General features: G+C 66.9%; 26 protein-coding genes. 18 read left to right on the top strand and 8 right to left on the bottom strand.

What is annotated here, in order from left to right; translation table 11 throughout:
* Window positions 1-35: 35 nt before the first annotated feature.
* The 5 genes from MNR01_RS00355 to MNR01_RS00375 all read right to left on the bottom strand — a co-directional run bounded on the left by MNR01_RS00355 (window position 36) and on the right by MNR01_RS00375 (window position 5,048).
* Window positions 36-404 (bottom strand): VOC family protein, encoded by a 369-nt coding sequence (locus MNR01_RS00355; protein ID WP_241919028.1) that lies wholly within the window; start codon window positions 402-404, stop codon window positions 36-38.
* Window positions 405-485: 81 nt separating this feature from the next.
* Window positions 486-647, bottom strand: coding sequence for a hypothetical protein (locus MNR01_RS00360; protein WP_241919029.1), 162 nt, complete (start codon window positions 645-647; stop codon window positions 486-488).
* Between the two features lie 278 nt (window positions 648-925).
* Window positions 926-2,593, bottom strand: a complete 1,668-nt coding sequence (locus tag MNR01_RS00365; RefSeq protein WP_241919030.1) for a GMC oxidoreductase — start codon at window positions 2,591-2,593, stop codon at window positions 926-928.
* Between the two features lie 204 nt (window positions 2,594-2,797).
* A complete protein-coding gene (locus MNR01_RS00370) occupies window positions 2,798-4,666 on the bottom strand; it encodes a M56 family metallopeptidase (protein WP_241919031.1) in 1,869 nt (622 codons plus the stop codon).
* Window positions 4,659-5,048, bottom strand: a complete 390-nt coding sequence (locus tag MNR01_RS00375) for a BlaI/MecI/CopY family transcriptional regulator (protein ID WP_241919032.1) — start codon at window positions 5,046-5,048, stop codon at window positions 4,659-4,661. Before MNR01_RS00375 ends, MNR01_RS00370 begins: the two co-directional genes overlap by 8 nt.
* 197 nt (window positions 5,049-5,245) lie before the next feature.
* Between MNR01_RS00375 and MNR01_RS00380 the strand changes: the two genes are divergently transcribed.
* Both MNR01_RS00380 and MNR01_RS00385 read left to right on the top strand, forming a co-directional pair.
* Window positions 5,246-5,725: a DUF1440 domain-containing protein gene (locus MNR01_RS00380; RefSeq protein ID WP_241919033.1), complete on the top strand. Its 480-nt coding sequence runs from the start codon at window positions 5,246-5,248 to the stop codon at window positions 5,723-5,725.
* Window positions 5,726-5,801: 76 nt separating this feature from the next.
* Window positions 5,802-6,920: a serine hydrolase domain-containing protein gene (locus MNR01_RS00385; RefSeq protein WP_241919034.1), complete on the top strand. Its 1,119-nt coding sequence runs from the start codon at window positions 5,802-5,804 to the stop codon at window positions 6,918-6,920.
* On the opposite strand, the gene MNR01_RS00390 is transcribed toward MNR01_RS00385, so the two are convergent.
* Window positions 6,917-7,417, bottom strand: coding sequence for a VOC family protein (locus tag MNR01_RS00390; protein WP_241919035.1), 501 nt, complete (start codon window positions 7,415-7,417; stop codon window positions 6,917-6,919). The genes MNR01_RS00385 and MNR01_RS00390 overlap by 4 nt on opposite strands.
* Before the next feature lie 186 nt (window positions 7,418-7,603).
* Here MNR01_RS00390 and MNR01_RS00395 point away from each other — a divergent pair, with 186 nt between their 5' ends.
* From MNR01_RS00395 to MNR01_RS00460, 14 genes are all read left to right on the top strand, one after another.
* Window positions 7,604-7,972: a VOC family protein gene (locus MNR01_RS00395; protein ID WP_241919036.1), complete on the top strand. Its 369-nt coding sequence runs from the start codon at window positions 7,604-7,606 to the stop codon at window positions 7,970-7,972.
* Window positions 7,973-7,986: 14 nt separating this feature from the next.
* Window positions 7,987-8,760 carry a DNA alkylation repair protein gene (locus tag MNR01_RS00400; protein WP_241919037.1) on the top strand — a complete coding sequence of 258 codons (774 nt, stop codon included), beginning with the start codon at window positions 7,987-7,989 and terminating at the stop codon, window positions 8,758-8,760.
* An 81-nt stretch (window positions 8,761-8,841) separates the two neighbouring features.
* Complete coding sequence (locus MNR01_RS00405) at window positions 8,842-10,248, top strand: M20/M25/M40 family metallo-hydrolase (protein ID WP_241919038.1); 1,407 nt, start codon at window positions 8,842-8,844, stop codon at window positions 10,246-10,248.
* 182 nt (window positions 10,249-10,430) lie between these two features.
* Complete coding sequence (locus MNR01_RS00410) at window positions 10,431-11,831, top strand: hypothetical protein (protein WP_241919039.1); 1,401 nt, start codon at window positions 10,431-10,433, stop codon at window positions 11,829-11,831.
* Window positions 11,832-12,099: 268 nt separating this feature from the next.
* Window positions 12,100-12,510 carry a hypothetical protein gene (locus MNR01_RS00415; protein ID WP_241919040.1) on the top strand — a complete coding sequence of 137 codons (411 nt, stop codon included), beginning with the start codon at window positions 12,100-12,102 and terminating at the stop codon, window positions 12,508-12,510.
* 3 nt (window positions 12,511-12,513) lie between these two features.
* On the top strand, window positions 12,514-13,026 hold the full coding sequence (locus MNR01_RS00420) for a DUF202 domain-containing protein (RefSeq protein ID WP_241919041.1): 513 nt from the start codon (window positions 12,514-12,516) through the stop codon (window positions 13,024-13,026).
* 99 nt (window positions 13,027-13,125) lie between these two features.
* Window positions 13,126-14,742, top strand: coding sequence for an arylsulfatase (locus MNR01_RS00425; RefSeq protein ID WP_241919042.1), 1,617 nt, complete (start codon window positions 13,126-13,128; stop codon window positions 14,740-14,742).
* Window positions 14,743-14,817: 75 nt separating this feature from the next.
* The gene (locus MNR01_RS00430; RefSeq protein ID WP_241919043.1) at window positions 14,818-15,735 is read left to right on the top strand and encodes an HAD family hydrolase; all 918 of its coding nucleotides are present in this window, start codon (window positions 14,818-14,820) and stop codon (window positions 15,733-15,735) included.
* Window positions 15,732-16,721, top strand: a complete 990-nt coding sequence (locus tag MNR01_RS00435; protein WP_241919044.1) for a formylglycine-generating enzyme family protein — start codon at window positions 15,732-15,734, stop codon at window positions 16,719-16,721. Before MNR01_RS00430 ends, MNR01_RS00435 begins: the two co-directional genes overlap by 4 nt.
* Window positions 16,722-16,748: 27 nt before the next feature.
* Window positions 16,749-17,117, top strand: coding sequence for a DUF1622 domain-containing protein (locus MNR01_RS00440; RefSeq protein WP_241919045.1), 369 nt, complete (start codon window positions 16,749-16,751; stop codon window positions 17,115-17,117).
* 27 nt (window positions 17,118-17,144) lie between these two features.
* Window positions 17,145-17,486, top strand: coding sequence for a zinc ribbon domain-containing protein YjdM (locus tag MNR01_RS00445; protein WP_241919046.1), 342 nt, complete (start codon window positions 17,145-17,147; stop codon window positions 17,484-17,486).
* Between the two features lie 78 nt (window positions 17,487-17,564).
* Window positions 17,565-18,113 carry an NAD(P)H-dependent oxidoreductase gene (locus tag MNR01_RS00450; protein ID WP_241919047.1) on the top strand — a complete coding sequence of 183 codons (549 nt, stop codon included), beginning with the start codon at window positions 17,565-17,567 and terminating at the stop codon, window positions 18,111-18,113.
* Between the two features lie 125 nt (window positions 18,114-18,238).
* A complete protein-coding gene (locus MNR01_RS00455) occupies window positions 18,239-19,045 on the top strand; it encodes an arylamine N-acetyltransferase (RefSeq protein WP_241919048.1) in 807 nt (268 codons plus the stop codon).
* A 40-nt stretch (window positions 19,046-19,085) separates the two neighbouring features.
* Window positions 19,086-19,697 (top strand): hypothetical protein, encoded by a 612-nt coding sequence (locus MNR01_RS00460; RefSeq protein WP_241919049.1) that lies wholly within the window; start codon window positions 19,086-19,088, stop codon window positions 19,695-19,697.
* Here MNR01_RS00460 and MNR01_RS00465 read toward each other — a convergent pair.
* Together MNR01_RS00465 and MNR01_RS00470 are read right to left on the bottom strand one after the other, a co-directional pair.
* Window positions 19,681-21,090 carry an MFS transporter gene (locus MNR01_RS00465; RefSeq protein ID WP_241919050.1) on the bottom strand — a complete coding sequence of 470 codons (1,410 nt, stop codon included), beginning with the start codon at window positions 21,088-21,090 and terminating at the stop codon, window positions 19,681-19,683. The two genes, MNR01_RS00460 and MNR01_RS00465, sit on opposite strands and share 17 nt — an antisense overlap.
* A gap of 44 nt (window positions 21,091-21,134) precedes the next feature.
* The gene (locus tag MNR01_RS00470; protein ID WP_241919051.1) at window positions 21,135-22,130 is read right to left on the bottom strand and encodes an NADP-dependent oxidoreductase; all 996 of its coding nucleotides are present in this window, start codon (window positions 22,128-22,130) and stop codon (window positions 21,135-21,137) included.
* Window positions 22,131-22,194: 64 nt separating this feature from the next.
* On the opposite strand from MNR01_RS00470, the gene soxR reads away from it, so the two are divergent.
* Window positions 22,195-22,647 (top strand): redox-sensitive transcriptional activator SoxR, encoded by a 453-nt coding sequence (soxR, locus tag MNR01_RS00475; RefSeq protein WP_241919052.1) that lies wholly within the window; start codon window positions 22,195-22,197, stop codon window positions 22,645-22,647.
* Between the two features lie 230 nt (window positions 22,648-22,877).
* Entirely contained in the window at window positions 22,878-24,071 is a 1,194-nt protein-coding gene (locus MNR01_RS00480) for a glycosyltransferase (protein WP_241919053.1), read from the top strand.
* Window positions 24,072-24,105 lie beyond the last annotated feature (34 nt).

Consider the following 24,105-nt stretch of genomic DNA (forward strand, 5'->3'; position numbering starts at 1 on the left):
GTCGGCGCCTCGCTTCTCCGCCTCGCTTCTCCGCCTCACTTCATCGAGTGCAGGCCGAACATGTTGCCGTCGGTGTCGAAGGCCAGGGCGATGAAGCCGTACTCGCCGATCGAGAACTTCTCCTTGAAGATCTTGCCGCCGGCAGCGACCACGCGCGCGGCTTCGACCGCGCAGTCTTCACTGATGAAGTACACCAGCGTGCTGTTGCCGCCGGACGGAACGCCTTCCATGCGCACCAGTGATCCGCCCGCGCCCGGCTGGTCGGGTTCCATGGTGAATGCCCACATTTCGATGCCGGGGCTTTCCAGCCGTTCCAGTTTTCTCGCCAGTACCGCCTCGTAGAACGCGCGTGCGCGGGGCATGTCCTGCACGTAGATCTCGAACCAGCCAACCGGGTTGTTCATGGTGGTGTCTCCGCAAGGGTGCGGCGATTGTGGCGGGCAATTCGTAGGGTGGCGTGAACCCGCGACAGCGCGACAGGTGGGTCAGCGGACCGGCAGCGACAGCGGCCCGCACCAGATGACGGTGTTGCAGGCAATGAGCTGGTTGAGCAGGAATCCGGCGAGGGTGAACCCCAGGGCCGCCGCAAATCCGCCAGAAGCAGGGGGCCTGCGGCGCGCGAACCATGCCCGCGTATACGAGGTCATCCTTGCGTGTCATCGCCATCAATGAGCGTCCCTGCAGTGGTGGGTGGTGATCGTCAGGCGCCGCCAAGATCGAGCGAGTAGAAGCGCGTGCCGGGAATGTGCGTGGTGTCGCCACGGCATATTCGCGGAACAGCAGGCGGGCCGTGGCCACCAGTTCGGCATCGTGTGCCTGGGTCAGCAGGAGATCCACCGGCGTGCTGTCTGGTTCGTCGCGTGGTTGCCCACCTTCGGACACGACGCTAACACCGGCGCCAGAACTGCGACAAGAACCTGGCGAATCAACCCAGCAGCGGCGCGGCCTGCTCCAGGCGGACTCGCAACTGTTCGGCCAGGCGCAGGCTCAGCGCGATGATGGTGAAGGTCGGGAACGCCCAGCTGCCTGTCGGGAACACCGAGCTGCCGGCGATATGCAGGTTGCCGATGCCGTGCACCTGGCAGTTGCGGTCGACCACGCCCAGTTCGGGCGCATCGGCCATGCGCGTGGTGCCCATGTGGTGCGAGGTGCCGAACACCTGCGGCACGCCGTGTTCTTCATCCAGCCACGGTTCGGGGCGGAACTCGCCGTTGCTCACCCGCGCAAGTTCATCGCCGAACAGGCGGGCGGCCGTGCGATAGGTATGGCGATCGAGTTCGGTCAGGCGCCAGTCGACGCTGACCTTGCGCAGTCCGAGGGCATCGCGCTCTTCACCCAGGGTGATCCGGCTGTCGCGGTTGGGCACCTGCTCGAAGTAACCGACCAGGTCGACGCGCTCGGTCTTCACCGTCGGCTTGCGCGTGAGCTTGCGGCCGAAGGCCTTGGCGATGTCGGCCGCGCCCAGTCCCGCGCGCAGCGTCAACGAGGCGATGTCGTCGTCGGACGGACGCGACTTGGCGATGTAATCGGGTTCGCCGTTCTTGCGGCCGCACACGCGCGCCTTGATCGCCCAGTTTTCGTGGCGGCGGCGCGCACGCATGATCGCGCGCAGATCGCGCAGCGCCTGCAGGCCCTCTGGCACCGGTTCCTCGAAGGCATACGGACGGACCCGGCCGCTGAGGATGCGGTGCTCGCGCTGGGCTTCGTCGGACAGGCAGATCTCGGGATGGGCCTGCGGTTTGCCCTTGGGGACGTTGCGGTCGTAGGGGCGGATCACCGCCTCCGGATCGCGGGTGTAGAGCGCGCCGAGCTTGCCGCTGGGGTGGTCCATGAAATAGCGGCCGACCAGATCGTGGTCATTGCCCAGGCCGGCGGGCATCACCGAATTGGACGACAGCAGCAGGCGCGCGTTCTCGATGCCGCCGCAGGCCAGCACGAAGTGGCGGGCGCGGACCACGCCGCGGTGGCCGTCGAGCGTGCCGATACGCGCCTGACGGACCGCTGCGCCCGACGGCAATGCTTCGAGTTCGAGCAGGTTGGCGTGGAGCAGCACGGTGATGTTCTGGGCGCGTTCGAATTCTGCGCGATAGGCCTCGCCGAAGATCATCGGGCTGCTGGCGAAGGTCTTGTGCACCAGGGCATCGGCATCGAAGGCCAGCGTCTGCCGCGACGACGGCGTCAGGAAGCTGTCCTCGGTGAAGTCGTGCGACTCCAGGCCACAGAACGTGCGGGCCTTGAGGTAGTGCGGCTCCAGATCGGCAAAGCCGATCGGCCAGCCGCTGTGCGGGACCCAGTCGCGCGCTTCCAGGTTTGCCAGCGGTATGCAGCCGCGACCCCACAGGTTGCAGGTGCCGCCGAAGGCGCGCAGGCGCGAGGCGCCGGGGTCGAACTCGGGTACGCCAACGGACGAGCCTTCGAACAGCGCCTGGTTGCGCTCATCGGCATCCAGCCCGCCACCTTCGACCACGCACACGGTGACGCGCGTGCCCAGGAATGCCCAGGCAATGGCGAGACCGGCAGCACCGGCGCCAACGATGCAGATATCCGCCTCCACGTCGGCGGGCGACGAAGCCTTCCGGTAATCGAAGATCAATTTGAAGCCCCTTGTGCGAAGTGGCGCGGGCACAAGACGACTTGCTTGCACCCGGCCTGCTATGGCTAACCAACGCAGGCAGGGGCGGGGAGGGGACAGTGCGGGGCGGCTGCAGCGGCTGTTTTGCTCATGCCGTTGCGTTATGTCCCGCGTCATTACGGGCCAGGGCCGGGCATCGTCGATGCCCGGCCGGGGCGGGTGCGGTTACTGCGCGCTGTACGCGGGCGCCGGCAGGGCCAGGCCCTTGGCGATAGCGTCACTGATGAGCTTGCGAGTTTCGGCTTCGGCCTTGGCAGCGACCTTTTCGTGCTGGGCGCCGAGCACTTCCATCTGTGCACTCAACGCTTCCATCGGCTTGCTGGCTTCTTCCATCTGGCGGCTCAGGGCTTCCATCGGTCCGGCATTGGCGTCCAGGCGCCGGGACTCGGCATCCATCACCTTCGACTGGTCTTCCATCTGCTGCGCCAATGCATCCTGCTGGTCCGATAGGGCGTCCATCTTGATCGACAGCTTTTCCATGTCCGCTTCGCTGGCATTGACCATGTCGGCGGCGAGCTTGGCCTGGCGGGTGCCGAGCTCGGTCTGCTGCTGGGCAAGGACCTCCATCTTCCGCGTCGCCGCATCCATCGCCGGAGTCGGGCTGCTGCGCTCGCTCAGCTTCTCCATCTGGTCGCCGAGCGCGCTCATCTTGTCGCCATGCACGCCCATCTGGTCGCCCAGCACTTCCATCTGCTTGCCCAGTCGGGCGCTGTCGCGCCAGGCCTCGTTCGCCTTGGCAACGGTCGCCGCATCGACGATGACGAAGGACTTGCCGCCGCGACGGAACCAGACGAAGTCGCCCTGCAGGCTGTGCCTGGCCGCCTCGATCTGCGGAAGGTCGTCGGTCGACCCGGACATGGTCACGCCGTCGCGATCCTGGCTGATCAGGGCGTAGGCGTCGCGGGTGCTGCCACTGCGCAGGCGCAGCGTCTGGCCGGTACTGGAGGAAGCTTGCGCGGACTTTGATGCCGGGGCGGTCGCCGCTGCGGGTTGCGAAGCGGTGGCCTTGGCCGGAGCATCACCGTTCTTGATCTGGGCGTGGGCGTAGAAGGCCAGGCACGCGGCGGCGAGGCCGATCAGGGGGAAGGCGACGCGGCCGCTGGCGGCGCGACGGCCGGGACGGACGAGCTGTTCGATGCGGGACATCAGGTGGCCTCCATGGGCGGCTTGGGCAAGGTGCGGATGTGCGCAGGGCGCACGGTCGAGATGGGAGAGTTCGGACAGCTCGGACAGGGCGAGGGCAAGGCGACGCGGCGCGCCGGTCACCTCCGCGGCGAGCTGGTCGGCGATGTGCTCGCGCTCGATGCGGATGCGGCGCGACAGCCACCAGGTGACCGGGTGGTAGAACAGCAGTGCTTCGATCACGCCCTGTAGCAGGTTGACGAGGTAGTCGTGGCGGCGGATGTGCGCCAGTTCGTGTGCCAGCAGTGCTTCGATCAGGTCGACCGGCATGCGCGTCAGCAAGGCCGACGGCAGCAGCACGACCGGACGCAGCCAGCCGGCCGAAGCGGGCGAGTCGAGCGAGTCGACCAGGCGCAACGCAACCGGCGTGCGAAGACCGAAATGCACGGCGAGGCTGTCCAGTCGCGCCTGCCAGGTGGCATGTGCGCCGCTTTGCGGCAGGCTGCGCAGGCGCTGGATCCACAGCAGGCCGGTGGCCATGCGCAGCGACAGGGTGCAGGCACCGGCCGACCAGACCAGCACGATCCACGGCATCGCAGCGTCGATGCGCCCCGGCCATGCCGACAGTCCGGCCGGACCGGTTGCATCGGCCGCGGCCAGGTGCATCGATGCGCCGATGGCGGCCACCGGCGCGGTGGCTTCCACCGCGGCGAGCATCATCGCCAGATGGATCGCAGGCACCAGCGCGCAGGCCAGCAAGGCCACGCAGGCCACCGCATAGCGTGCCTGCGGCCGCGCGGCATGCATCCACTGCAGCGCCAGTGCTGCGACGAGGCCGATCAATGCGCCTTCCCAGACGAAGTGCAGCAGTGCGCGCCCGAGCAGCGGCACCAGGACGGTCGGATCAGGCATCGGGATTCTCCTTGAGGAAGCGCTTGATCTCCTCGCGTTCCTTGTCGCTGACGTGGTCGCTCAGCGCGGCCAGTACCAGGTCCTTGCCGGAGCCGGCGAAGGCTTTCTGGATCAGGTCCTTGAGCAGGTTGGTCTGCAGCGCGTCGCGGGCATGGGCGGCGGCATAGACGTGGGAGCGCTGGCTCTCGTCGCGGGTGAGCAGGCCCTTGCCATGCATGATCTGCATCAGCCGCAGCACGGTGGCGTAGGTGAGGTCGGGGCGTTCGGCCAGGCGCTCGTGGTGGATGTCCTTCACCGTGGACGGGCCCAGGCGCCAGATCGACCGCAGCAGATCGAGTTCGGCGGCGGTGGGCTTGGGTGGCTTGGCGGGCTTGCGGGTCATTGGCAGGTGGGCGGCTTGGCGGAGAGGTGGCTCGGAAGGAACGTAGACCAACTAGACCGGTTTGTATAGACAGTTTTGTCTAGGTCATAAGTCATGGTGCCGGACGGCGGGGAGCGGTGATGGCGCGCCGGTTTGGCCCTACGATTCGGTGCCTGCGACCGGCCGGCCCCGAACCCTTCACGCACCGGAGTTCCACGATGTCCTTGCATGTGCAACGCCCCATCGAATGGCTGCAGGTAGTGATCGGTGGCCTGATCGTCGCCATCGGCGACATCTGCTTCGCCACCACCGTCTGGTTCTCATGGGATGCAGCCGGGATCGAAAAGGTTTTCCAGACCATCGCAGTCGGCGTACTTGGCAAGGCCAGCTATGACGGCGGCATGCAGTCGGCCCTGCTGGGGGCGGCCTTGCACGTGCTGATGGCCACCTCCTTCGTGGTGATCTACACGCTGGTGGCGCGGCGCGTGCCGGCGCTGCTGCGCAGCCCGGTGGCGCTGGGCGCGGCGTACGGCGTGGTGCTGTACGTGGTGATGAATTTCGTGGTGATGCCGCTGTCGCGGGTCGGGCGGTCGCCGTCGTTCGAACACCTGGACTGGATCATCGCCAGCGTGATCGCGCACATGGTGTTTGGCGTGGTGTGCGTGCTGTTCGCGCGGCGGGCGCTGGCGCGCGGCTAGCCTGCAACCGCCGGCCTGTTGCGCGTCTCCCTGTCGGGGATGGGTGAAGACGCCCGCCCCGCCAAAGGATTCCGCCATGAGGATGTCGCTGTGTGTGCTGCTGTCCGCCCTGTTCCTGTCGCCGATGGCCGCAGCGCAGGCGCCGGCCACGACCACGGCCACGGTGCAGGCCCCGGAAGCGTTCATTGCCGACTACGCCGGCAAGCACCGGTTCAATGGCACCGTGCTGGTGGAACAGCGTGGGGAAGTGGTCTATTCGCACAGCTTCGGCGAAGCCAACATGGCGTTCGCCGTGCCCAACACCCGGCAGACCCGCTACCGGATCGCGTCCATCACCAAGCTCTTCACCGCCACGCTGGTGATGCAGTTGTACGAGGAAGGGCGGCTGGATCCCGACCGCACCATCGCCACCTACCTGCCGGACTACGCCGGGCCGGCCGCGCAGCGGGTGACCGTGCACCAGCTGCTCAACCACACCTCCGGCATCGACAACATGGACAAGGTGACGAGCGCCGAGCAGGCCATTTCCGAGGGCATCCCGGCCTACCAGCACCCCTGGAGCAGCGACCAGCTGCTGGCGCGCTTCGCCAGCGGACCCCTGGTGCACGAGCCGGGCAAGGTGTTCGACTACAACAACGCCGACTACGTGATCCTGGGCAAGATCGTCGAGCGCCTGCGCGGCAAGCGCTTCGACGAGGTGCTCGACGAGCGCATCCTCAAACCGCTCGGCATGGCCGACAGCGGCATGCTGCGCCAGTACGACATCGTCAAAGGCCTGGCCAACACCTACTTCATGCGCGATGACCTCGGCCGTCTGGTCAACGACCTGCCCGTGTATCCGGAGAACTGGTACGCGGCCGGTGCGATGTATTCCACCGCCGACGACGTGCTCACGTTCTCCGACGCGCTGTTCGCAGGTCGCCTGCTCAAGCCGGCGACGCTGGCGAAGATGTTCACCCCCGGCCTGGACGACTACGGCTACGGCCTGTGGTCGTTCACGACCAAGGTGGACGGCAAGCCCTATCGCGTGGTCAAGCGGCCCGGACAGATCATGGGCGCGCAATCCCAGCTGTACCGCTTCCTCGATGCGGACCTGACGGTGGTGATCCTCAGCAACACCGGCACGACCGATCTCGACGAGTTCGTCGCCGCGATCGGCAAGCGCTTCGTGGCGGCGCCGGCGGCGCGGCGCTAGGCGTCCATCGCCTTGCGCATCGAGTTCACGTCCAGCTTCTTCATCTGCATCATCGCCTTCATCGCCTTGCCGGCGCGCACCGGGTCGGGGTCGGCGATCAGGTCGAGCATCTCCACGGGCACGACCTGCCAGGACACGCCGTACTTGTCCTTCAGCCATCCGCACTGCTGCGCGGCCGGATCGCCGCCTTCGGTCAGGTGCTTCCAGAAATGCTCGACCTCGTCCTGGGACTTGCAGTTGACGACCAGCGAGACGGCCTCGTTGAACTTGAAATGCGGCCCGCCGTTGAGGGCGACCATGTCGCAGCCATCGAGTTTGAAATCCATGGTCAGCACCGACCCGACCGGCTGGCCGGAGCCCTGCGAGGAGGCTTCGTCGTAGCGCAGGATCTTGCCTACGGATGAATCGGGGAAGATCGACGCGTAATACCTGGCGGCCTCTTCGGCCTGCGAGGCGAACCAGAGGAACGGGGTGATTCGCTGGAAACGCTGGGTCATGGTCGGGCTCCTGTCGGGGCGGTGGGCGGGCGGGCGCGGTGAGCGCCAGTCTCCTGTGTCGACGATTGGGCGACCGTGAAATCGACATCACGAAGTCATGTCGCTTCACGTCATTGACTCCGGGCAGGACCGGGCGTATGACCGGGCTTTCGTGTGCAGTCCCCACCGCAGAACGGAGAGCCGGTCATGCTCAGGAAGGTCGCCTACACGATGTATCCCGTCGCCGATGTGGCGCGTGCCCGCGAGTTCTACGAGAACGCGCTCGGACTGACCGCCGGATCGGTGGGCAACCAGGGCGACAAGTACTGGGTCGAGTACGACCTGCCCGGTGGTGGCTGCTTCGCATTGACCAATTTCATCGCCGACCAGCCCAGCGAATCGGCGGGCGGGACGATCGCCTTCGAAGTCGAGGACCTCGACAAGCTCGTGGCCGACCTCAAGGGGCGTGGCGTGACCTTTCGTGGCGACATGATCCACAGCCCGGTGTGCCGCATGGCGGTGTGCCTGGACAGCGAAGGCAACTCCATCCTGCTGCACCAGCTCAAGGCCGCCTGACGGAGATCGGGTCGATGCGACCGTCCGTCGAGCCCACCACTGCACGTCCGCGCAAACCGGTTGCAGCCGGGGCCGCGCGGGAGGCGACGCTCGACCAGCGCCTGGAACAGGCCCTGCAGGCGCTGCATCGCCGCGCCAGCAAGGCCACGCTGGATGGCATGGCCCGCTACGCCATTCCGTCCGACCACGCGATCGGCGTGGCGATGAAGGACATCCAGGCCGTGGCCAAGGCGATCGGCCACGACCACGAACTGGCGCAGGCGCTGTGGGGGACCGGGATGTACGAGGCGCGCACGCTGGCGGCCTACGTCGACGACCCGGCGCAGGTGACCGCGGCGCAGATGGATCGCTGGTGCCGCGAATGCGACAACTGGGCGATCGTCGACACCGTCTGCTTCGTCCTGTTCGACCGCACGCCGCACGCCTGGCGCAAGGTCGTGCAATGGTCGGGTCGGCGGGGCGAGCTGGAGAAGCGTGCCGCGTTTGCCCTGATGGCGAGCATGGCCCTGCACGGCAGGCTGGCCGACGAGGCGACCTGCGTCGAGGGCCTGGCACTGATCGAGCGCGCCGCCGGCGATGAGCGGAATTTTGTGATCAAGGGCGCAAGCTGGGCATTGCGTTCGATCGGTCGCCGAAATGCCCGGCTGCATGCGCAGGCCATCACGCTGGCCACGCGCCTGGCCGGATCCGACGTGGCCTGCGAGCGCTGGCTGGGCAAGGACGCTCTGCGTGATCTGCGCAAACCGGCGGTGGTGCAGCAGTTGGCCAAGGGCGGTCGAAAGAAGTAGCTGGAAGTGTGCCTCCTGGCCTTTGCTGCCGTAGCTGCGGGGCGTCTACACTCGGCCGATCCGACCGCCGAGACCCGCCCGATGAAGCTACGCGCCGCAGCCACCCTGATCCTGCTTTCCGGCCTGTATGGCCAAGCCATGCCGGCAGACGCGGCGGCGCCGGCAGTCGATGCGAAGACCCACGACAAGGCGGTCGAACTGCTCGGCAAGGGCGTGGGCTTCCGCACGGTGATGGGGCAGGGTCAGGTGCCGGCCTATGCCCAATACCTGGCGGCGCAACTGAAGGCCGGTGGCTTCGCCGCCGAGGACGTGCAGGTGCAGATGCACGGCGATACCGCGGCGCTGGTCGCGCGCTACCGCGGTACCGGCGGCAAGCGCCCGATGCTGCTGTCGGCGCACATGGACGTGGTCGAAGCCAAGCCGGCGGACTGGACGCGCGATCCGTTCAAGCTGGTCACCGAAGGCGGCTACTTCTACGGCCGCGGCGTGCTCGACAACAAGTTCGATGTCTCGGTGATCGTCGCCACGCTGCTGCGCCTGAAGGCCGAAGGCTTCAAGCCATCGCGCGACATCATCCTGGCGCTCTCCGGCGACGAGGAAACCGCCATGGTGACCACGCGCGCGCTGAGCAAGCAGTTCCCGGAGGCAGAGTTGCTGCTCAACGGCGACGCCGGTGGCGGCACCCTGGCCGCGAACGACAAGCCGGTGGCCTACAACCTGCAGGCCGCGGAAAAGACCTACGCCACCGTCGTCATCGAAGTGACCAATCCCGGCGGCCACAGCAGCCGTCCGCACGCCGACAACGCCATCTACGACCTTTCCACGGCGCTGCAGAAGCTGGCGGCGTACCAGTTCCCGGCCCAGGCCGATGAGCTGACGCGTGCGTTCTTCCGTGCCACCGGCAAGCAGACGGCCGGCGCGCTCGGCCAGGCGATGCTGCGTTTCGCAGAGGATCCCAAGGATGCCGAGGCGATCAAGGTGATCGCCGCCGATCCCGAGTACGTCGGCATGATCCGCACGACCTGCGTGGCGACGATGCTGTCGGGCGGTCATGCCGAGAACGCGCTGCCGCAACGGGCGACGGCGACGGTCAACTGCCGCATCTTCCCGGGCGTCGCGGTCGAGGACGTGCGTCGCCAGATCGCCGACGTCGTGATCGATCCGGCGGCCAAGCATCCGGCGAAGGTCGAGATCATCGGCGAGCCGACGCAGAGCCCGGCCTCGCCGCTGCGCGAGGACGTGATGCAGGCCGTGCGCAAGGCGGTCGACCGTCGCCAGCCTGGCCTGCCGATCGTGCCGCAGATGTCCCCGGGCGCGACCGACAGCCTGCATTTCCGGGCCGAGGGCATTCCGTCCTATGGCGTGTCCGGCCTGTACATGCGACCGACCGACGACTTCGCGCATGGTCTCAATGAGCGCGTTCCGGTGACGGCGCTCGACGGCGATCTCGATCACTGGCATACGCTGCTGACCGAACTCGGTCGCTGATAGCCGGCAGCCACGCGGTGCCCACCCGCGCGTGACGCGGTGGGCACCCGGATAGCGCTCGGCTATCGAATTCATCCGATCAAACGATTTCTCCTCTGGTTGAGCGAGGTCTAGCCTCGCGCCGGGATGCCGTGTCCGGCGTCCTGGCAGCAGCGTCATCAACCAGTCAAGGGAGAATGACCATGAGGCAAACACCATTACCGCGGCTGTGGCCGCTGTGGTTGATCAGCATCAGCGTGCTCGGGATCTCGTGCATGGCGCTGGCAGACGATCCGCCCGCCAGCAGCTATGCGCCCGTGACGCCGAGCGACACCTTCGCCAACGTCAAGAAGCGAATGGAAGGCGACAAGGGCGGCGTGATGAAGCGCCAGAGCAGCCTGCTCGAGCAGCGCTACGACCTGTCCAACAAACCCGCGCAGGGCGTGACGATGTCGGGCGGCAAGGCGGTGCAGTCCGGCGTGCGCGCAAAGCTGCCGTCGGGCATCAGCTGGGACCAGCTCAGTGGCATGAGTGCCGAGCAGATCAAGGAGCGCGACGCGTTCCCGATCGGCTTCCTGCCGCTGCCGCATCCCAACCATCCCGAAGGCGGCATGCTGTTCCCTCAGTTCCACATCGACGCGATCAAGAAAGCCGAACAGCGTGACCTGACCCGCTTCGACCTCGACTACGACCTGCCGGCGCATTTCCTCCCGGATTTCCCCGCGCCGATCTTCCTGACCACGCGGCCCGACCTGGGCGATGTGTCGAAGGGGCAGCTGGTCACCATCAACAACTACTACGAGTTGTTCAACGGCCTGCTCAATCCCAAGCAGCTCGAAGGGCTGCGCCTGCTGGTCACGCCGTTCCCGCAGCAGCAGTTCAACCAGACCGAGGACCGCCGTTCGGCGCTGCCCAGCCGCGGCGTTGCCTGCCTGGACTGCCATGCCAACGGCCACACCAACGCCGCCACGCACCTGGTCGGCGACATCCGACCGCAGCAGTTCCGCCACCGCATCGACACGCCGCCGTTGCGCGGCGTGAACGTCCAGCGGCTGTTCGGTTCGCAGCGCGCCCTGAAGACGGTGGAAGACTTCACCGAGTTCGAGCAGCGCGCGGCGTACTTCGATGGCGATCCGGTGATTGCCACCAAGAAGGGCATCAACATCCTCGACCGCGGCCACCAGGTGCATGCAATGGGCGAGTTCCAGGCGATCCTGGACTTCCCGCCGGCGCCGAAGCTCGACGTGTTCGGGCGCCTGGATCCGGCCAAGGCCACCGATCCGGAGAAGCGCGGCGAGGCGCTGTTCTTCGGCAAGGCCAAGTGCTCGGGTTGCCACACACCGCCGTACTACACCGACAACTCGATGCACAACCTGCAGGTCGAGCGCTTCTTCAAGCCGCAGATGATCAATGGCCGTTTCGCCAGCGCCGATGGACCGATCAAGACCTTCCCGTTGCGCGGCATCAAGGACTCGCCGCCGTACCTGCACGACGGCCGCCTGCTGACGCTGGAGGACAGCGTGGAGTTCTTCAACATCGTGCTGCAGACGCGCCTGCAGCAGCAGGAAAAGGATGACCTGGTGGCGTTCCTGCGCCAGCTGTGAGTCGCCACGTGCGCCGCGGTGGTCCGCGGCGCACGTTGCACGTTCCACGTTCCATTGCATCGCAACACCCAGCCGCCAGATCGGGTCAAGTAACGCCGACGCCGCAATCCCGTCACGGGTCATTCACTTGGCTGACACGACCATCGACCGCGTTGCTTGACCGTGGACGTGCCCCATTCAACTTGCGCCGCATGTGCCGGTGCGCGTCCCGGTTTGCCTGTTCCGCGTGATCGCGGGGCAGTCCTCTTGTCGCTGCGCCGGGAGTGCGATGGACGGGGTCTGGAACGACGTGGTGCGTTTCTATACCGACATGATCGGCCGCACGCAGGGGCCGATGACGTTCCGCCTGTACCTCCAGCCCGCCATGGCGGTGCTGCTGGCGTTCCGCGACGGATTCAAGGATGCGCGGATCGGCCGGCATCCGTACTTCTGGACGATCGTCCACGACCCGATGCGCCGGCAGGCCTCGCTGCACGAAGGCTTCAAGGCGACCGCCAGGATCCTGGTGCTCGGCGTGGTGATGGACACGATCTACCAGTACAAGGTGTTCGGCACGTTCCATGTCCTGGAAGCGCTGAACGTCGCCCTGATTCTCGGCTTCATTCCCTATTTTCTGGTCCGCGGCCCGGTCGACCGGATCGCGCACTGGTGGTTGAAGCGCAAGGCCGGAGCCCCCTGAGCCATGACACCGATCCTGCCCGAAGAACGCGATCCCGAACTGCCGCTGTCGGCCAACCTGCCCACGCCGCCGTACAAAACGACCGACGAAAAATCGGTCGAGTTGTCCTCGCGCCGCACCGGGATGTCGTTCCAGCGAACGCGCATGAGTGCCGACCGCACGCTGATGTCGGTCATCCGCACCGCGCTGTCGCTGATCAGCTTCGGCTTCACCATCTTCCAGGTGTTCAAGAAGATGCAGGAGTCGAACCTTCTTGAAGGCACCGGCCGCGAGCCGCGCAACTTCGGCATCGCACTGGTCGCGCTCGGCGTGGTGATGCTGACGCTGGGCATCGTCTACCACATCAACTACATGCTGGGCCTGCGCGGCGAACGCGTGCGCATGATCCAGCAGGGCCTGGTGCATGGCGAAAGCAAGTATCCGCTGTCGCTGACGCTGATCACCGCCGGCCTGCTTTGGCTGCTCGGCCTGCTGGCCGCGGTCAGCATGGTTTTCAACGTCCCCCTGCTGGGCTGAAACGCGTGCGGACGCCACGTCCGTCGGCCCGGTTGCCCAAAGATCCAGCCACTGGCAGTGCAAGTGACGGATGTCCCCCCGTTTAGCGGAGAACGAGCAATGGCAACAGCAAAGAAGGCCGTCAGCAAGACGGCGAAGAAGACCGCAGCCAAGGCGGTATCCAAGACGTCAACACGGGCTACGAGCGGCAAGAAGCCACCGAACATCCTCGTGATCTGGGGCGACGACATCGGCATCGCCAACCTGAGCTGCTACACCCGCGGCCTGATGGGCTACCAGACGCCCAACATCGACCGTATCGCCAACGAAGGCATGTTGTTCACCGATTCCTACGGCGAGCAGTCCTGCACGGCAGGCCGCTCGTCCTTCATCACCGGCCAGAGCGTGTACCGGACCGGCCTGTCCAAGGTCGGCATTCCGGCGGCGCCGCAGGGCCTGCAGCCGGAAACGGTGACCACCGCCGACCTGCTCAAGGACCGCGGCTACGCCACCGGCCAGTTCGGCAAGAACCACCTGGGCGACCTCAACAAGTTCCTGCCCACCGTGCACGGCTTCGACGAGTTCTTCGGCAACCTCTACCACCTCAACGCCGAAGAAGAGCCGGAGATGGCCAACTACCCGAAGGACCCGCGCTTCCGCGAGCGCTTCGGCCCGCGCGGCGTGCTGCATTGCTGGGCCACGGACAAGGACGACGCCACGGTGCAGGATCGCTGGGGCAAGGTCGGCAAGCAGAAGATCAAGGACACCGGCCCGCTCACCAAGAAGCGCATGGAAACCTGCGACGACGAGTTCGTCGAGGCCGCCAGCGACTTCATCAAGCGCCAGCACATGGCCGACAAGCCGTTCTTCGTGTGGCTCAACACCACCCACATGCACCTGTTCACCCACACCAAGAAGGAAAGCCTGGGACAGGCCGGTCGCTGGCAGTCGCCGTACCACGACACCATGATCGACCACGACAGGAACGTGGGCCAGATGCTCGACCTGCTCGACGAGCTCGGCATCGCCGACGACACGATCGTGATGTATTCCTCCGACAACGGCCCGCACATGAACAGTTGGCCGGACGGCGGCATGACGCCGTTCCGCAGCGAGAAGAACACCAACTGGGAAGGTGCCTTCCGCGTGCCGCTGCTGGTGCGTTGGCCGGGCCAGATCAAGGCCGGGTCGGTGTCCAACGAGATCGTCCAGCACCACGACTGGCTGCCGACGTTCCTGGAGGCCGCGGGTGACACGACCGCGGCCGATCGCCTCAAGAAGGGCACGACCGTCAACGGCAAGAAGTTCAAGAACCATATCGACGGCTCAAGCTTCCTTCCGTACCTGACCGGGGCGAGCAAGGAAGGGCCGCGCAAGTTCTTCTTCTACTTCAGCGACGATGGCGATGTGCTGGGCATACGCTACGACAACTGGAAGCTGGTGTTCATCGAGCAGCGCTGCAAAGGCACGATGGAGATATGGGCCGAGCCGTTCACCAAGCTGCGGCTGCCGAAGATCTTCAACTTGCGGATGGATCCGTACGAGCGGGCGGACGTCACGTCGAACACGTACTACGACTGGTGCCTGAACAACATGTACTTCCTGTACGCGGCGCAGACGGCTGCGGCGATGTTCGCAGCGACGTTCAAGGACTTCCCGCCGGCGCAGCTGCCGGGCAGCTTCACGATCGACGACGCACTCAAGAAGATGTCCGAGACCCCGGCCGGCGCTAGCTGACACGCAACACGCTCGAAGCCCCTCTCCCGGATGCGGGAGAGGGGCTGCCGTCATGGAACAACGAAGAGGATCCACATGAAAGACCCATTGCCGTCCTGGAACGAAGGGGCGAACAAAGCCGCGATCAAGTCCTTCGTGGAGCGCGTGACGACCGGGGGCGGGCCGGACTTCGTCCCGGTCAGCGACCGCATCGCCGTGTTCGACAACGACGGCACGCTGTGGTGCGAGTATCCGCTGCAGGTGCAGGTGTTCTTCGCCCTCGACCAGATCAAGCTGCTGGCCAGGCAGGACCCGAAGCTGCTGGAGAAGCCGGCGTTCAAGGCGATGCTCAATTGCGACCTGCATGCCCTGGCGGCACTGCCAAAGAAGGAGGCATTCGAGCCGGCCTTCGCCACCCATGCCGGCATGACGGTCGACGAGTTCCGCGACAACGCCGCGCAATGGCTGGCCGAGGCAAAGCATCCGACCCTGATGCACCGGTTCACGCAGGGCAACTACGTGCCGCAGCGCGAACTGCTCGACTACCTGCGCGACAACGGCTTCAAGACCTACATCGTCACCGGTGGCGGCGTCGAGTTCGTTCGCGTCGTGGCCGAGACGCTGTACGGGATACCGCCCGAGCAGGTGATAGGCTCGAGCACCCGGATGAAGGTCGAGACCGTCGAAGGCCAGCCGGTGCTGCGCAAGCTCGCCGAACTGGGCAGCTTCGACGATCGCGAAGAGAAGGTGGTCAACATCGGCCTGCACCTCGGGCGGCGACCGCTGTTCGCATTCGGCAACTCCGACGGCGACCTGGCGATGATCCGCTACACGCTGGCCGGCGATGGTCCGCGCATGGCCTGGTACCTGCACCACGACGATGCCGAGCGCGAATTCGCCTACGACCACGACTTCAAGCTGAGTCCATTCAAGGACGGGCTGGAGCACGCCAAGGACTATGGCATCGGTCTGGTCAGCATGAAGAACGACTGGAACCGGGTCTTCGCATCATGAACATTCACGCTAAGCTCGGCCCGGGATTGGCGACCGACGAGGAAGGCATGACCTTGGAAGGCGGGAAATTCGACGACATGGTGCGCATCCCCGGTGGCACCTTCCTGATGGGGTCCGATCACCACTACCCCGAGGAAGCGCCGGCACACAAGGTGTCGGTGCCGGCATTCCGGATCGACCGCACCGCGGTCACCAACGACCAGTTTGCGCGCTTCGTCGAAGCGACCGGCTACGTCACCATGGCCGAGCGGCCGGCCGATCCGGCCGACTATCCGGGCGCTGACCCGGCGCTGCTGGTGCCTTCGTCGGTGGTGTTCGTGCCCGCGCAGGGGCCGGTGGATCTTCGCGATCACTACAACTGGTGGGCCTATATCGCCGGTGCGGACTGGCGACATCCGCGCGGACCGGAGTCGTCGATCGAGGGCCTGGGCGACCATCCGGTCGTGCACGTCGCATTCGAGGATGCACAGGCCTACGCCGAATGGGCCGGCAAGTCGCTGCCGACCGAAGCCGAATGGGAGTTCGCTGCACGTGGCGGCCTCGATGCCGCCGAGTTCACCTGGGGCACTGAATTCACCCCGGACGGCAAGTACATGGCCAACACCTGGCAGGGCGAGTTCCCCTGGCAGAACCTGCAGCAGGATGGTCACCTGTGGACCGCGCCCGTCGCTTCCTATCCGGCCAACGGCTACGGCCTGCACGACATGGCGGGCAATGTCTGGGAGTGGACCACCGACTGGTACCAGGACCACAACCGCATCCAGCAGCACTCGTGCTGCACGCTGGAGAACCCGCGTGGCGGCGAGCGCGATGCCAGCTTCGATCCGCGCCAGCCGCAGGTGCGGATTCCGCGCCGGGTGATGAAGGGCGGCTCGCACCTGTGCGCGCCGAACTACTGCCGACGCTACCGGCCGGCGGCGCGGATGGCCCAGCCGATCGACACGTCGACCTGCCATCTGGGCTTCCGCTGCGTCGTGCGCGAGTAACCGGTCCACCGTGTGGAGGAGGGCGCCATGAAGGAGTGGCTGATCACGATCACCGAGCCGGTCGTGGTGATGATCGACATCATCGCGTTGCTGGTGGTGCTCGCAGGCACGCTGCAGGCCGTGCTCGGCGTGATCCGGATGCTCTGGCGCCACGACCACGACAATCACCTGCGTCGCCAGATATGGATGGACTTCTCGCGCTGGCTGGTGGCCGCGCTCACCTTCCAGCTGGCGGCCGATATCCTGGAATCGTCGACGACGCCGGACTGGGACGGAATCGGTCGTCTGGCGGCGGTGGCGGTGATCCGCACCTTCCTCAACTACTTCCTGGAGCGCGACGTCGAGGAGATGCGGGAACGCGAAGCCGAGTCCCGCGAGCGGGCTGGCGTAAAATGACCGGCCCCACGTCCGATACCCAGCCCGATGCCCAACGCTCCCGCCTGTCCGCAATGCACCCTTGAGAACACCTACGTCGATGGCGGCAATTTCGTCTGCGCCGATTGCGGTTTCGAATGGTCCGCCTCCGGCGATGCCGGCACCGATACCGGCGCGGTCGTCCGCGACAGCAACGGCAACACGCTGGCCAATGGCGACACCGTGGTGGTGATCAAGGATCTGAAGGTGAAAGGCTCCTCGATCCCGCTCAAGCAGGGCACGGTGATCAAGAACATCCGCCTGGTCGAAGACGACGCAGAACATATCGAAGGCAACTCGGACAAGATCAAGGGCCTGGTGCTGAAGACCATCTTCCTGCGCAAGGCCTGATCGAAACGGCACCGTCACGGGCTGGTCACGTCGCCGCTCCAAAAGTAGGCGACTGACAACGCACCGTGGAGCCCCGTGATGAGCCACTACCGCATCGCCGTGTTGATCGGCAGCCTGCGCCGCGAGTCGATCAACCGCCAGCTCGCCCATGGGCTGTTCAAACTGGGGCCCGCGGACTTCGAGTTCCACGAGTGCCGCATCGACGACCTGCCGCTGTACAACCAGGACGACGACAGCCACCAGGCAGCCCCGGTGAAGCGGCTCAAGCAGGAGATTTCGGGCGCGAAGGGCGTGATGTTCGTGACGCCCGAGTACAACCGCTCGGTGCCCGGCGTGCTGAAGAATGCGATCGACCATGCCTCGCGCCCCTACGGGCAAAGCGCCTTCGCCGGGAAACCGGCCGGCGTGATCGGTGCCTCGATCGGCTCGATCGGCAGCGCACTGGCGCAGCAGCACCTGCGCAACACGCTGGCCTACCTCGACATGCCGACCATGGGCCAGCCGGAGGTGTTCATCCACGCCAAGGAAGGGCTGTTCGACGACGACGGCCAGATCGGCGCGGGCAGCCGCAAGTTCCTGCAGGAATGGATGGACCGTTACGTCGATTGGGTGAAGTCGCACTCGTAGGTCGCAGGGTTGATGGGGCCGTACGCCTCAAGGTCGCCGCTGGCACGAAGGTGCGTTGCGCCGGCGTCGCGGCCGGGTGGCGCAGGCGTGCCTAGAATCGTCGGCAACGAGCCTGGAGTTGCCGCATGAACCTGGATGCCTACCTGCGCCGCGTCGGCTACGACGGTCCGTTGCAAGCGAGCGTCGATGTGCTCGATGCGCTGGCTTTCCGGCACGCCACGACCATTGCCTTCGAGAACCTCGACCCCTTTGCCGGGCACCCGGTCGAACTTGCGCCGCCAGCGCTGGAGCGAAAGCTGGTCGGGGAGGAGCGCGGCGGCTACTGCTTCGAGCACAACCTGCTGCTCGCGCAAGTCCTGCAGGCCATCGGCTTCCAAGTGAGCGGGCTGGCCGCACGGGTCCTGTGGACCCAGCCCGACGAAGCGATCACCCCGCGCAGCCACATGCTGCTGCGGGTCGAGATGGAGCAGGGCACGCGCCTGGTCGATGTCGGCTTCGGCGGCCTCACCCTGACCACCAGCCTGGCCCTTCGCGATGGCGAGGACCAGGCAACGCCGCACGAAACCTTCCGCCTGCAACTGCGCGATGGCGACTGGTGGATGCAGGCCCGGCTGCCCGATCGCTGGGCCACCCTTTACCGCTTCGACCTGCAGCGCCAGTACCCTGTCGACTACGAGGCGAGCAATTACTACCTGTCGACCAATCCCGGCTCGCACTTCGTCACCGGCCTGCGCGTGGCCCGGCCCGTCGCCGGCGGGCGCCACGCGCTGCGCGACCGCGAGCTGAGCTTCCATGGCCTCGATGGCGCCAGTGAACGGCGCACGCTGGCGGACATCGCCGAACTGCGCGCCACGCTGGAAGGCACCTTCGGCATCAGGCTGCCGCAGTCGCCGCTCTTGCAGGCGCGCATGGCCGGATTGTTCGCCGCCTGAGTCACAATGGCGTGGCCACCGCGAACGAAGACCCGTGCCGATGACCGCCGCGCTTCCCCTGGACCTGCCGCAGGAGCAACTCGACGCGCTCCAGGCCGCCTATGCCTCGCCGCCGCGTGCGTACCACAACTTCCAGCACGTGCAGGAGGTGTTGCGGCACTACCACGACGTCGCTGCGGGCCCGGGCTGGCGGCAGCCCGCTGAAGTCGGACTGGCGGTGCTGTACCACGATGCCATCTACGAAGCAGGGCGACGCGACAACGAGACCCGCTCGGCCGAACTGGCGGTGACCCACATCGCGCGGTGGTGGCCTACGGCCGGCATCGACGCGCGGCGCGTGATGGACCTGATCGAACTGACCGCTCGCCATGGCAGCCTGCAGCCGGCCGATGTCGACGACGAAGCGGCGTTGTTCCTGGATTGCGACATGGCCATCCTCGGCGCCGAACCGGCGCTGTTCGACGCCTACGACCGCGGCATCACCGCCGAATACCGCGGGCAGGTGCCGGCGTGGCTGTTCAAGCTCAATCGGCGGCGCTTCCTGAAGGCGCTGCTGGCGCGCCCGCGCATCTACCTCAGCGACTTCTTCCACCAGCGCTATGACACGCAGGCGCGACGCAATCTGCGTCGCGCGGTTACGGAGAAGCGCTGACGCTGTTGCCACCGTCGACCTGGCGGGTCCCGATGCGTGTCGCCAGCAATGCTCCGAGCAACGCCAGCAGCGCCGAGATCGCGAACCCCGACAGGTAGGCCAGCGACGGTGCGCGCACCAGCAGGGCGGCGAAGATCGAACCGCCCACGGCCAGCACGGTGGCGGTGAACAGCGAGTCGCACAGTTGCAATGCCGATGCGTTGAGGCCCTGCTGCGTCGGCGGCGACAGCTGCAGCGTCAGCACCGACAAGGTCGGAAACAGCGCCCCCATGCCGAAGCCGGCGACAATCCAGCCGACGACGCCGACCGCGACCGGCACCGATGGCGCGATCGACATCGCCACGCCGCTGACGCCGAACAGGATCAGGCACATGCCGATGCGCAACAGCTGCGGTGGCGTGAACGGCTGCGACGGCCCGCTGCGCCACCACGAACCCAGCGACCAGCCGATCGCGCCGGCCGTGAGGACGGCGCCGGCGGCGGTCGGCGACAGCCCGCGCTCGCGCGACAGGAGCAAGGGCACGAACACTTCGGTGCCGAAGAACGCGGACGAGGCGATGCCGCGCATCGCGATCACCGTCGGCAGGCCGCGTGCGGCGCGCAGCGTGCCGCGCGGCAGCAACTGCCAGGCGCAGGCGATGACGCCGGCGACCGCCAGCACGAGCAGCGGCAAGGCGCCGGCATGGTGCTGCTGACCGGCGTAGTGCAGCACCAGCGCACTGGCGGCCGCGCCGACGGCCCAGGCGATGCGATGTGGCTGTTCGGCCGCGGCGTCGTGATCGCCGCCTGCTGGCGCACCCAGCCCACGCAGGGCCGGCAACACGCACCACGCCGCGCCCAGTGCGATCAGCGGCACCGAAAGGAACACCCAGCGCCAGCCCAGGTGCTCGACCAGCAATCCGCTGACCGCGGGGCCGATCACCGCCGGCAACACCCAGGCCGCGGCGAACGAGGCGAAGATGCGCGAGTGCATGTGAGGCGGGTAAACGCGTCCGACCGCTACGTACAGCGCCACTGACATCAACCCGCCGCCGAAGCCCTGCACGATGCGCCCAATCAACAGCACCCACATCGACGGTGCCAGGCCGGCGATCAGCAGGCCCAGGCTGAACCACGCGATTCCCTGGCGCAGTGGCGGTGCCGGCCCGCGCCAGTCGCCCCAGCGCCCGGCGACGACCATGCCGACGACCGAGGCGGCGAGGGTGCCGCCAAAGGCGAGTGCATACAGCGGCAGGCCGTCGAGCGCCTGCGCCACCGTCGGCATGGCGGTGGCGACGGCCAGGGCCTCGAATGCATACAGCGCCACCAGCGCGACCGCGCCGAGCGTGACGCTGCGATAGCGGCGATCGAGCAGGCCACCCTCGGCCGCGCCGGCCGATTCGTCGATGGCCACCTCAGGCAGATCCGGGCCTGGCAACAGGCGGTCGGAAGCCTCACTCACAGGGCATGCCCGAACGTGCTGTAGACCATCAGCACGACCTTGCCGCGCCCGTGCCCGTTCTCGACGTCGCGATGCGCGACCACGGCATGCGACAACGGATAGATGTCGCGCACGTGCACGCGCAGGCGACCGCTGTCGTGCAGGTCGACCAGTTCCTGCAGGCGCGCCCGGTTGCGATCGCTGCGGACACCTCGAACGCCCAGGCGCTGGACGTCCTCGAACGCCACCAGGGTGGCAATTCTCGAGGGTTCGATGCCGAGCGCGATGGATGCATCGAGCGCACCGCGGCCGGACGCGTCCAGTGCTGCCTGCACGCCGCCGGGGGCAAGTTCGCGCACGCGTTCGGCCAGGCCCGGGCCGTACAGCACCGGCTCGGCACCCAGCGTGCGCAGGTAGTCGTGGTTCTCGCGGCTGGCGGTGCCGATCACGCGTGCGCCGCGCAGGCGTGCCAGTTGCACGGCAATCGTGCCGACGCCGCCGGCCGCGCCGTGCACCAGCACGGTATCGCCACGCACGATGTCGAGCGCCTGTACGGCGGTGTGTGCGGTCTGCCCGGATGCCGACAGCGATCCGGCGACCGCCCACGTCATCATGATGGGCTTGGCGACGAGCTGGTCTGGCGGCACCACCACGGCCTCGGCGTAGGCACTGGCCGTCGTCCAGCCGAGCACTTCGTCACCGGCGACGATGCCGTCGACGTCGTCGCCAACGTGCTCGACCACGCCGGCGAATTCGTTGCCCAGCTGGCGCGGGAACGGCGCCTGGCCGATGCCCCGTTGCGCGAACCAGCCGCTTCGCGTCGAACAGTCGGCCGGTTGCACGCCGGCGGCGCGCACGCGCACGCGGACTTCGCCCCGGGCGGGGTGCGGCAGCGGCAGTTCGGCCACGCGCAGGACATCGGGCGGGCCGTAGGTATCGAACACCACCGCCTGCATCGTGGCGGCCGGAACGGGTCGTGCGACATAGCCGTCGCGCTCGTTGCGGGTATCCATGACTTGACCGGAATCGAACATGGCGAGCAGGATAGAACCTCAAGTTAACTTGAGGTCAAGCGCAATGGCGTCCCATGACGAGCTCACCGTCGGCGAGGTGGCGCAGCGCAGTGGCACGACCGTCTCCGCGCTGCACTTCTATGAGGCCAAGGGTCTGATCCACAGCCAGCGCACCGCGGGCAACCAGCGCCGCTACTCGCGCGACATGCTGCGCCGTATCGCGATCATCCGTGCCGCCCAGCGCGTGGGCATGCCACTGGCGAGCATCCGCGACGCACTGGCGAGCCTGCCGGAGGCGCGCACGCCGACGCGGCGCGACTGGACCCGGTTGTCGGCAATGTGGCGCGAGGAACTCGATGCGCGAATCCAGCAGCTGATCCAGATGCGCGACACGCTGGACGACTGCATCGGCTGCGGCTGCCTGTCACTGGAGCGCTGCCGGCTGGCCAATCCCGGTGACGTGCTGGGTGAGCATGGCGCTGGACCACAGCGATGGACTGATGCGCAGGAGGAGTAGCGCGCCACCTGTAGCTACTTGGGGGCTTCAGGATTCCGACCGCGGAGGGGCGTCGTCCGCCGCACCGGGGATTGCTCCGCCCATTCATTGCATGGCCGTTGGTGGGCTCACTCCAACCCCCTCCCCAGGGAGAGGCCCGGACCTGCAATCAACCGGGACTTTGTGACAAAACGGTAACGTTCAGCCTGTGGAATCGACCTGGCGCGGGCACGGGCCCAGGCGAGACCGGCATGAACATCCTGATGTTGTCCGACGTGTACTTCCCGCGCATCAACGGCGTCTCCACCTCGATCCGCACCTTCGCCCAGGCCCTCGCGCGAATGGGGCACACCATCACCCTGGTGGCGCCGGACTACGGCACCGACCACCAGGCCCGCGACGACGGCAACGAAGGCTTCGAAATACTGCGCCTGCCATCGCGCAAGATCTTCTTCGACCCCGAAGACCGCCTGATCAAAGGCCACGACCTGGCCAAGGCCGAAGCCGCACTGTGCGAGCGCGAGTGGGACGTCATCCACATCCACACCCCGTTCCGCGCCCACACGCTCGGCGTACGCCTCGCGCGCCACGGCGGCTGGCCGACGGTGGAGACCTACCACACCTATTTCGAAGAGTACGTCGGCCACTACCTGCCATGGCTGCCGTCCCCGCTGACCCGGCTGCTGGCGCGGCGCGCCTCGCGGCACCTGTGCCACGGCGTCGACGAACTGATCGTGCCCAGCGCACAGATGCTCGAGGTGCTCGACCGCTACGGTGTGACCACGCCGTCGACGGTGATCCCCACCGGCATCGACCTCGACCAGTTCAGCAACGGCGACGGCGCGCGTTTCCGCGCCGCCCACGGCATCTCCCCGGAGCGACCGACGCTGGTGACGGTCAGTCGCCTGTCACTGGAGAAGAACATCGGCTTCCTGCTGCAGGTCGTGCGCAGGCTGGTCGCGGCCTTCTCGGACCTGCTGTTCCTGATCGCCGGCGAAGGCCCGGACGAGCCGCGCCTGCGCCGACTCGTTCAGGAACTGGGCCTGCAGGGCCACGTGCGCTTCTTTGGCAACCTTGACCGCCGCACCACGCTCCTTGATGCCTACCGCGCCGGCGACGCGTTTGTGTTCGCTTCGCCCACCGAGACGCAGGGTCTGGTGCTCATCGAGGCGATGGCGCTGGGCGTGCCCATTGTGTCCACGGCGGTCATGGGCACGGCGACCGTCCTGCGCGACGCCGCCAGCGCGGTGGTCGCGCAAGAGGACGTCGACGATTTTGCACGACAGGTCGCGCGGGTCCTGCGCTCGCCGGAGATGCGCGCACAGCTGTCCTCGGCGGGACCGGCCGATGCCCGCGCCTGGGGTGCCGACGGCATGGCACGCAGGGTCGAGACCCTCTATGTCCGGCTCGCGCAGCAGGCACATCTGGTACCGCTAACTTCATAGCGTCGACGCCCTTCGATGTCGCCGAAAGCGATGT

The organism is Lysobacter sp. S4-A87, from assembly GCF_022637455.1.
Lineage (GTDB): Bacteria > Pseudomonadota > Gammaproteobacteria > Xanthomonadales > Xanthomonadaceae > Lysobacter_J.